This is a genomic window from Streptomyces sp. AcH 505 (assembly GCF_000818175.1).
In the GTDB taxonomy this organism is placed as follows: Bacteria; Actinomycetota; Actinomycetes; order Streptomycetales; family Streptomycetaceae; genus Streptomyces.
Window position 1 is genome coordinate 2,060,405 of the sequence record NZ_JTIY01000001.1, and the last position, 8,114, is coordinate 2,068,518.

Annotated in this window: 7 protein-coding genes, 1 tRNA gene and 1 other RNA gene; 7 read left to right on the plus strand and 2 right to left on the minus strand. The window is 69.3% G+C overall.

The window, feature by feature from the left end; translation table 11 throughout:
- Positions 1-1,337: DNA polymerase III subunit gamma and tau (locus HY68_RS09540; RefSeq protein ID WP_157874435.1), on the minus strand; the 1,337-nt coding region annotated here is incomplete at its 3' end.
- Between the two features lie 53 nt (positions 1,338-1,390).
- Positions 1,391-1,485, minus strand: an RNA gene (gene ffs, locus HY68_RS40030) — signal recognition particle sRNA small type.
- A gap of 73 nt (positions 1,486-1,558) precedes the next feature.
- Here ffs and HY68_RS09545 point away from each other — a divergent pair.
- From HY68_RS09545 to HY68_RS09575, 7 genes are all read left to right on the plus strand, one after another.
- Positions 1,559-1,646: transfer RNA gene (locus HY68_RS09545), tRNA-Ser, on the plus strand.
- A 503-nt stretch (positions 1,647-2,149) separates the two neighbouring features.
- On the plus strand, positions 2,150-2,560 hold the full coding sequence (locus HY68_RS09550; RefSeq protein WP_041986936.1) for a hypothetical protein: 411 nt from the start codon (positions 2,150-2,152) through the stop codon (positions 2,558-2,560).
- Between the two features lie 171 nt (positions 2,561-2,731).
- The gene (locus tag HY68_RS09555; RefSeq protein ID WP_157874311.1) at positions 2,732-3,691 is read left to right on the plus strand and encodes a hypothetical protein; all 960 of its coding nucleotides are present in this window, start codon (positions 2,732-2,734) and stop codon (positions 3,689-3,691) included.
- A gap of 1 nt (position 3,692) precedes the next feature.
- Positions 3,693-5,306, plus strand: a complete 1,614-nt coding sequence (locus HY68_RS09560; protein WP_052457050.1) for a peptidoglycan-binding domain-containing protein — start codon at positions 3,693-3,695, stop codon at positions 5,304-5,306.
- Positions 5,303-6,034, plus strand: coding sequence for an ABC transporter ATP-binding protein (locus HY68_RS09565; protein WP_241778513.1), 732 nt, complete (start codon positions 5,303-5,305; stop codon positions 6,032-6,034). The genes HY68_RS09560 and HY68_RS09565 overlap by 4 nt, the downstream gene beginning before the upstream one ends.
- On the plus strand, positions 6,031-7,278 hold the full coding sequence (locus HY68_RS09570; RefSeq protein ID WP_041986938.1) for an ABC transporter permease: 1,248 nt from the start codon (positions 6,031-6,033) through the stop codon (positions 7,276-7,278). The genes HY68_RS09565 and HY68_RS09570 overlap by 4 nt, the downstream gene beginning before the upstream one ends.
- A 118-nt stretch (positions 7,279-7,396) precedes the next feature.
- Positions 7,397-7,903, plus strand: a complete 507-nt coding sequence (locus HY68_RS09575) for a SigE family RNA polymerase sigma factor (RefSeq protein WP_041995522.1) — start codon at positions 7,397-7,399, stop codon at positions 7,901-7,903.
- Positions 7,904-8,114 lie beyond the last annotated feature (211 nt).

Here is an 8,114-nt window from a genome sequence, read left to right on the forward strand (position 1 = left end):
GGTGTCTCCTGTACGGGAGCCGGAGACGGAGTCGGAGTCGAAGCTGGCGCGGGCGCGACAGGAGGCGCGGGGGCAGGCGCCGGTGCGGGCGCGGGGGCATGGGCCTCCGGCCCGGGAACGTACCCCACGGCGGGCCCGGCGGCCGGCCCCGGACCGCCGACCGAGAACGCGGCCGTGGCGACCCCACGCTCCAGCCGGTCGAGCCGGGCCTGCACGGACCGCTCGTCGTCGAAGGCGGCGGGCAGCAGCACCCGCGCACAGATCAGCTCCAGCTGAAGCCGCGGCGAGGTGGCGCCACGCATCTCGGTCAGCCCGGTGTTGACGAGATCGGCGGCGCGGCTCAGCTCGGCGGCGCCGAGGACCGAGGCCTGGGCCTGCATCCGCTCCACGACATCGGCCGGGGCGTCGATGAGCCCCTTCTCCGCGGCGTCGGGCACGGCGGCCAGGATCACCAGGTCCCGCAGCCGCTCCAGCAGGTCGGCCACGAACCGCCGCGGGTCGTTGCCACCCTCGATGACCTGCTCCACGACCTCGAACGCCGCTGCCCCGTCACCTGCCGCGAAGGCGTCAACGGCAGCGTCGAGCAGCGACCCGTCGGTGTATCCGAGCAGGCCCGTGGCCATGGCGTACGTCACACCGTCCTCGGCGGCGCCGGCGAGGAGCTGGTCCATGACGGACATCGAGTCACGCACGGACCCGGCCCCGGCCCGTACGACCAGCGGCAGCACCCCGTCGGCGACGGGGATCTGCTCCTGGGCACACACCTGCCCCAGATAGTCCCGCAGCGTCCCCGGCGGCACGAGCCGGAACGGATAGTGGTGCGTACGTGACCGGATCGTCCCGATGACCTTCTCGGGCTCGGTGGTCGCGAAGATGAACTTCAAATGCTCCGGCGGCTCCTCAACCACCTTCAGCAGGGCGTTGAACCCCGCCGGGGTGACCATGTGCGCCTCGTCGATGATGTAGATCTTGTACCGACTGCTCGCGGGCCCGAAGAACGCCTTCTCGCGCAGATCACGGGCATCGTCCACACCCCCGTGGGACGCGGCGTCGATCTCGATGACGTCGATCGACCCCGGCCCGTTCCTGGCCAGGTCCTGACAGGACTGGCACACCCCACAGGGCGTCGGCGTGGGCCCCTGCTCACAGTTCAGACACCGGGCGAGGATCCGCGCGCTGGTCGTCTTCCCACAGCCTCGCGGCCCGCTGAACAGGTAGGCGTGATTGACCCGGTTGTTCCGCAGGGCCTGCTGCAGCGGGTCAGTGACATGCTCCTGCCCGATGACCTCGGCGAAGGACTCGGGGCGATAACGGCGGTACAGCGCAAGGGACGACACACCTACGACGATATCGGCCCCCACCGACAACGCACCCGAACCGCCCCCACAACGCAGACGCCCCCCACGCACCCGCCAGAGCCAACCTACCCTTGCTGCCTTCCGGCCCTGGGGGAGTTCAGTCAGATAGCGCCACGTGAGGGGCTCCGCACACAGTACCTGATCCCCACCCCCACGAACGAGTTCGCGAGCACCGCTCCCCGTCTTGTATGGTTCGTCGCGGAGGATTCGCCTAGTGGCCTAGGGCGCACGCTTGGAAAGCGTGTTGGGGGCAACCCCTCACGAGTTCGAATCTCGTATCCTCCGCCATTGCTCTCACCGGGCAATAGTCGAAGGCCCCCGCAGCTCTTGCTGCGGGGGCCTTCGACGTTGAGGGTTGCGGTCGTCACAGTCACCGCCGATCCGACCCTTGCCGCACGCACGGCGGAGATGGTCCCCGCGCCAGTCACCGGCGGCCACGTCCTGCGACCAGGACGTCCCGGCCGGTTTCCGTAGGGCCTCGTCCCATTCACTGAGATGTGACGCACCAGATTTCGCCATCCTTCGCTCCCGCCGACGATTTCGATATACGCGGTATGACACGTTCTGTGGTGAAAAAACATAGCCATGGCACCGTGAATTGTTCCGGAATGTTCCATTCCTGCCGACGGTCACCTGGGGGTATCCACGGAACTTTTCCGTCCGCTCCGAACGGGTCCGCGCAAGGTCGTTTTGCGCCAGCCAAAAGAGCTCACTCGTCGAACCTCCGTACCCGACCTAGGGTCATCGACGGACCACTGAGGTCCAACTCGATCTCACCGAGAGGGAGTTCTATGAGACTCAAACACCTGGCAGCTGTCGGCGCGGTCGCTCTGGCGACCACCGCGGGCAGCCTCGTCCTCGCTTCGCCGGCCAGTGCGGCCGTCTCCTGCAGCGTCGACTACGCCTGCCTGCACTACAACTCCAACAACGAGGGCGCCCTGTACAAGCAGTACTACGCGATCCCGGACTACGCCGGCCTCAAGTTCTCCGCCAGCACCAGCGTCAACGGCGCGAACGGCGCCGGGCAGCCGGTCAAGAACAACGCCGCGTCCGTCGACAACTGGGACTTCGACCTCGGTATCCGCATCTACTACAACTCGAACTACAACTCCAGCTTCGCTTCGCAGGCCATCGGCAAGGGCGGCTTCGCGAACCTGAACTCCACGATGAAGAACAACAACGCGTCCGGCGACTGGTACTGAGCAAGCCCATCCGCAGAACCGCGTGACAAGAACCGTGCCCCGAAGCGTCCTCAGGACGTGGACGAGATTCTCCGCACGGTGCACGGGCACTCCGCTCGCCGGAATCGGGCGGAGTGCCCTTCTTCCTGCTCAGCTCCCAGACGCCCACTCATCAACAAGGAAGTGCCGCTCGTGAAGCAGGTCCGCTCCCGCTCCCTCCAGGGCGCAGCCGTTCTGACCGTTCTGGCTGCCGCGCTGGTCACTGGTTGTTCCGGTTCATCGACGGAGACCGCGGCATCCGACGCCGCGGGCTCCGACGGCGTCCCCGAGGTCTCGTCGACCCCCAAGATCACCACCCGGGTGGAGACGCCGGTTCCGGTCGAGGCCTACCTCCTCACCGACGAGCAGTCGGCTGCGCTCGGCAAGGCCGAGAACACCTTGCGCGAGCGCTGCATGCAGCGGTTCGGCATCCAGTTCCACGAGCCCACGACGGAGCTGAAGGGCCCGAAGTACGTCATCTCGCAGTACCGGTACGGAAAACTCGACCCTGCCGTCACCGCCCAGTACGGGTTCCAGGTGCCCGGCCAGCACACCGCGTCCGACCTGGCCAAGGCGAAGAACGCGGGGACCGACTCCCGGTCGAACCTGTCGACGGCCCAGCTCGGTGTCCTCAGGGGCACCACCGATCCCTCGGTCAAGTCCGGTCCTGGCGGCCAGGACTACAACGGCCAGAAGGTCCCCGCGGGCGGCTGCTACGGCGAGGCGAAGAAGAAGCTGGGCAACTACCAGGACGCCCCGGTCGCCGTCGACGTCAACATCAACAGCTTCCAGAAGTCGACGGAGGACAAACGGGTCAGGGCGGCCTTCACCAAGTGGTCCGGCTGCATGAAGAAGGAGGGCTTCGACTACCCGACGCCGATCAAGGCCGACGGTGACCCGAAGTGGGCGGGCACGACCGTGAGCGCCGAGGAGAAGCAGGTGGCGACGGCCAGTGCCACCTGCATGGAGAAGTACAACGTGGCGGGCATCTGGAACGCGGTCGACGTCGCCTACCAGAAGCAGGCCATCGAGAAGAACGCGCAGCAGCTGAACGACGTCAAGAAGGACATCGAGCACGACGTCAAGCTGGCCGCGCAGGTCACGGCTGAGTGACATGACGACGACCGGTGACATGACGACGGCCGAGGACGACAACGCGTCCGTACTCGCCAGGCGGCGGCGCTGGGTGGCCCTCGTCGCCGCCGGGGCGGTGCTGCTGGCCGGGGCCGGCGTCGGCGCCTCCCTGCTGATCAAATCCCCGGCGCAGGCCGCCGCCGACGCGCGGGCCCCCTCTCCGGACATCCTGACCTCACCGGTCGAGAACCGGGTACTGAAGGACTCGGTGATCCTGCGGGGCACGGTCACCGCCGGACAGTCCGTCGACGTGACCCCGGCCACCGCGGGCGGAGAGGACGGCGGCCGCCCGGTCGTCACCAAACTGCCGTTGCGCCAGGGGCAGACCGTCTCCGCGGGCCAGGTCGTGATGGAGGTGTCCGGTCGCCCGGTGTTCGCGCTCAAGGGCTCGGTGCCGGTGTACCGGGACCTCAAGCCGGGCACCGAGGGCGACGACGTCAAGCAGCTCCAGGAGGCGCTGACCTCACTCGGGCACCACACAGGGAACGACCGCGCAGGACACTTCGGAGCGGGTACCAAGAGCGCCCTCAGCGCCTACTACGCCTCCATCGGTTACGACCCGCTGCCCGCGTCCTCCGACGAGGCCGACCAGATATCGGCAGCGGAGAGCGCGGTGACGGCAGCGGAACGCGCCCACGAGGACGCGCTGGACACCCTGCACGAAGCGACGGCGGCCACAGCGCCCTCGACTGCTTCGGCGTCCACAGCCGCACCGAGCCCCTCGGCTTCCGCGACACTCTCGGCGGCCGACCTGGCCGACGGCAAGACGGTTCCCGGCTCCGCCGGTTCGCGCGGCGGCGACGGCACGTCCGGTGGCGCGGACACCCGTTCGCTGCGGAAGGGTGTCAACCGCGCCGCGGAGGACCTCGCCACGGCCCGGGAAGCCCTCAGCAAGGTCAAGCAGAAGGCCGGGCCGATGCTGCCGTCCGGCGAAGTGGTGTTCATCCGCAGCTTCCCCGCCCGGGTCACCCAGGTCTCCGCGGTGGTGGGCTCCGGCGCCGACGGTGCGGCGATGAAGATATCGGCCGGTCAACTGGTGGTGGACGGCTACCTGCAGGAACAGCAGAAGGGCCTGATCAGATCCGGGCAGAAAGTGCAGATCGACATCGAGTCGGCCGGCCTCACCGTGCCTGCCACGGTCACTTCGGTGGCCGACTCCCAGGACAACAGCCAACAGGCGACCGGGCAGAGCGGCACTGACGGTTCCACCGCGGGTGACACCGCGGGCAGCGACACGGGCGGCAGCCCCGCTTCCGTCCCTCAGGGCTATCTGATGGTGGTTCACCCGAACCGGCCGCTGCCGTCGAAATCCGCCGGCGAGGACGTACGGCTGACCATCGAGGCGGCCTCCACATCGGGCGCCGCACTGGTTGTTCCGGTCACCGCCCTGTCGTCGGGAGCCGACGGAAAGAGCGTCGTCACCGTCCTGGAGGCCGGTGACGGACAACAGGGCGGCAGACAGCGCAGGGTCGCGGTGCGGCCCGGCACCTCCGGTGACGGGTTCGTGGCCGTGACGCCCGAAGCGGGCGCATCCCTCAAGGAGGGCGATCAGGTGATCACCGGCGTCAAAAAGGGCGCGGGGAGCGGCTCGTGACGCTGACCCAGCAGGACGCCGTACCGCGGGCTCCCGGCGTACCGCCTCCGGTCATCGAGTTCCGGCAGGCGGGCCTCACCTATCCGGGACCGCCGCCGGTACCGGCGTTCAGACCGTGCGACCTGATGATCCGCCGCGGTGAGTTCGTGTCCGTCGTCGGCCCCTCCGGGTCCGGCAAGTCGACGTTCCTGAACATCGCGGGGCTGCTCGACGCACCGACCCACGGCAGCTATCTGCTGGACGGCATCGACACCGGCGCCCTGCGGGACGCGGACCGCACCGCCCTGCGCGGACGCCGTATCGGATTCGTTTTCCAGTCCTTCCACCTGCTGCCGCACCGCTCGTCGCAGGAGAACGTGGTCCTGGGCATGACGTACAACGGCGTCGCCCGCGCGGAGCGTTCCGCGCGGGCGCGCGACGCGCTGGTACGGGTCGGGCTCGGCCACCGGCTCAACGCGCTGCCCACCCGGCTGTCCGGCGGTGAACGCCAGCGCGTCGCCATCGCCCGCGCCGTGGCGTGCCGTCCCTCGCTGCTGCTGTGCGACGAGCCGACCGGCAACCTCGACACCCGTAACGCCGAAGCGGTGCTGGAACTGCTGGACGAACTGCACGCCGACGGCATGACGGTGGTCGTCATCACCCATGACCCGCTGGTCGCCGGCCGCGGCGCCCGTACCGTCGCGATCCGCGACGGCGTGCTGCACGAGGACCGGGAGAGCACCGCGTGAGCGACACCGAACGGCCGGACCGGGCCGTCGAACCGTCCTCCTTCAGCGTGCGTGACCTGCTCGCCGAATCGCTGGCCGGACTGCTCCAGCGACCGGCCCGTTCCGCCCTGACCGCGCTGGGTACCGTCCTCGGTGTCGGCACCTTCGTCGCGATCCTCGGCCTGACCGCCACCACCTCCTCGCAGATCGATGCCCGGTTCTCCGTACTCACCGCCACCGAGGTCACGGTCGAGGACGTGGCACGGGAGCAGGACCCGTACGCGTCGATGGCCTTTCCCCACAATGCCGACCAGCGGATCGGGCGACTCGCCGGGGTGGAGCACGCCGGGGTGTTCTGGACCGTGCGCACCGGCCCCGACATGCGGGTACGGGCCTCCCTGGGCGGCGGTTCGGCCGACGGGACCGGCGAGGACGCCGCCCTGGTGGCGGCCTCCCCCGGGGTCCTCGAAGCCGCCGTACCGCACCTGTCCCAGGGCAGGATCTTCGATGCCTACCACGAGAAGCACGCCGCTGACGTGGCCGTAATCGGCTCCGGCCTGGCCGAGCGACTGGGCGTCACCACCCTGGAGACGCATCCGGCGATCTTCGTCGGCGAGCAGCCGTTCACCGTCATCGGCATCATCGACGACGTCCGGCGCAAGGCCGATCTGCTCTCGTCGGTCGTCATCCCGCGCTCCACCGCGCTCGGGCTGTACGGCGAGCCGCAGGACACCCCGGCGAAGATGCTCATCTCCACCCGCCTCGGCGCCGCCCAGCAGATCGCCGCCGAGGCGCCGACCGCCCTACGCCCGGACCATCCCGGATACCTCAAGGCCGTGCCACCGCCGGATCCCAAGTCGCTGCGCTCCCACGTGACCAACGACCTCAGTCAGCTCTTCCTGCTGCTCGCCTCGATCTGTCTGGTCATCGGCGCGGTCGGTATCGCGAACACCACGCTGGTCGCCGTCCTTGAGCGCACCGGAGAGATCGGTCTGCGCCGGGCGCTGGGCGCTCGCGGCCGCCACATCACCGTGCAGTTCCTCGCCGAGTCCGCCGCCCTGGGCGCACTCGGCGGCCTCATAGGAACCAGTCTCGGGACCGTGACCGTGGTGGCTGTCGCCGCGGCCCGCGACTGGACGCCGGTGGTGCACCCGTCGACCGTCGCCGCCGCCCCGGTGATCGGCCTGGTCACCGGCCTGGTGGCCGGTCTCTATCCGGCGCTGCGGGCATCCCGCATCCAGCCGGCGGAAGCACTGCGACGCTGAGATCGGTATGTCGCCGCTGAGATCGGTATTTCTTTTCCCGACGCCGTGACAGGATCCGCACCCCGCGGCGTCCTTAAGGATGTGGAAGAACTCCGATCGGCTGAAGGGCTGGGGCACAGTGGCGTCTTCGGAGGACCTCGGGCAGTTCGAGGAGTTCGCCCGTGCCGGCAGCCCGCGCCTGTTCCGTACCGCCCTGCTGCTCTGCGGGGACTGGCACCTCGCCGAAGACCTGGTACAGACGGCCCTGGGCAAGGCGTACGCCTCCTGGCACCGGGTGCGACGGGCCGACAACCCGGAGGCGTACGTACGGACCATGCTGATGCGCGGCTTCATCTCGCACACCCGGCTGCGCCGCTCCACCGAGCGCCCGGTCTCGGCCGTGCCCGAAGGCACGGCCATGGATTCGGACGCCGCGCTGCGGGTCACGCTCCTTGCCGCGCTCGCGGAGCTCCCGGTGCGTGAGAGAGCCGTGGTCATCCTGCGGTACTGGGAGGACAGGAGCGTGGCCGAGACGGCACGTGAACTCGGCCTCAGCCAGGGATCCGTCCGCAACCGGAGCGCGCGCGGCCTGTCCCGGCTGCGCAAGCTCATCGGTGGCGAGCACGCCTCGTACTCTCCGCACTGATCATGGCAGTCCAACCGAACCACCCTGCCCGCCAGCGAGAAGGACGGTGCTCCGATGCCGCTGCACGAACACGATGACCCAGCCGCAGACCTTTTCGGACCCGAGCTGTCCCGCACCATGAGCTCGACGCTCCGCGACCTTCCGGTGCAGACCGAGACCCTGGTGAGCGGCGCCGTGACCCGGGGCCGCCGCACCCGGCGCCGCCGGCGGG

Excerpts from the sequence above, each read along its gene's own strand:
- HY68_RS09550 (WP_041986936.1), top strand. The coding sequence starts at position 2,150 with ATGAGACTCAAACACCTGGCAGCTGTCGGCGCGGTCGCTCTGGCGACC.
- HY68_RS09560 (WP_052457050.1), top strand. The coding sequence starts at position 3,693 with ATGACGACGACCGGTGACATGACGACGGCCGAGGACGACAACGCGTCC.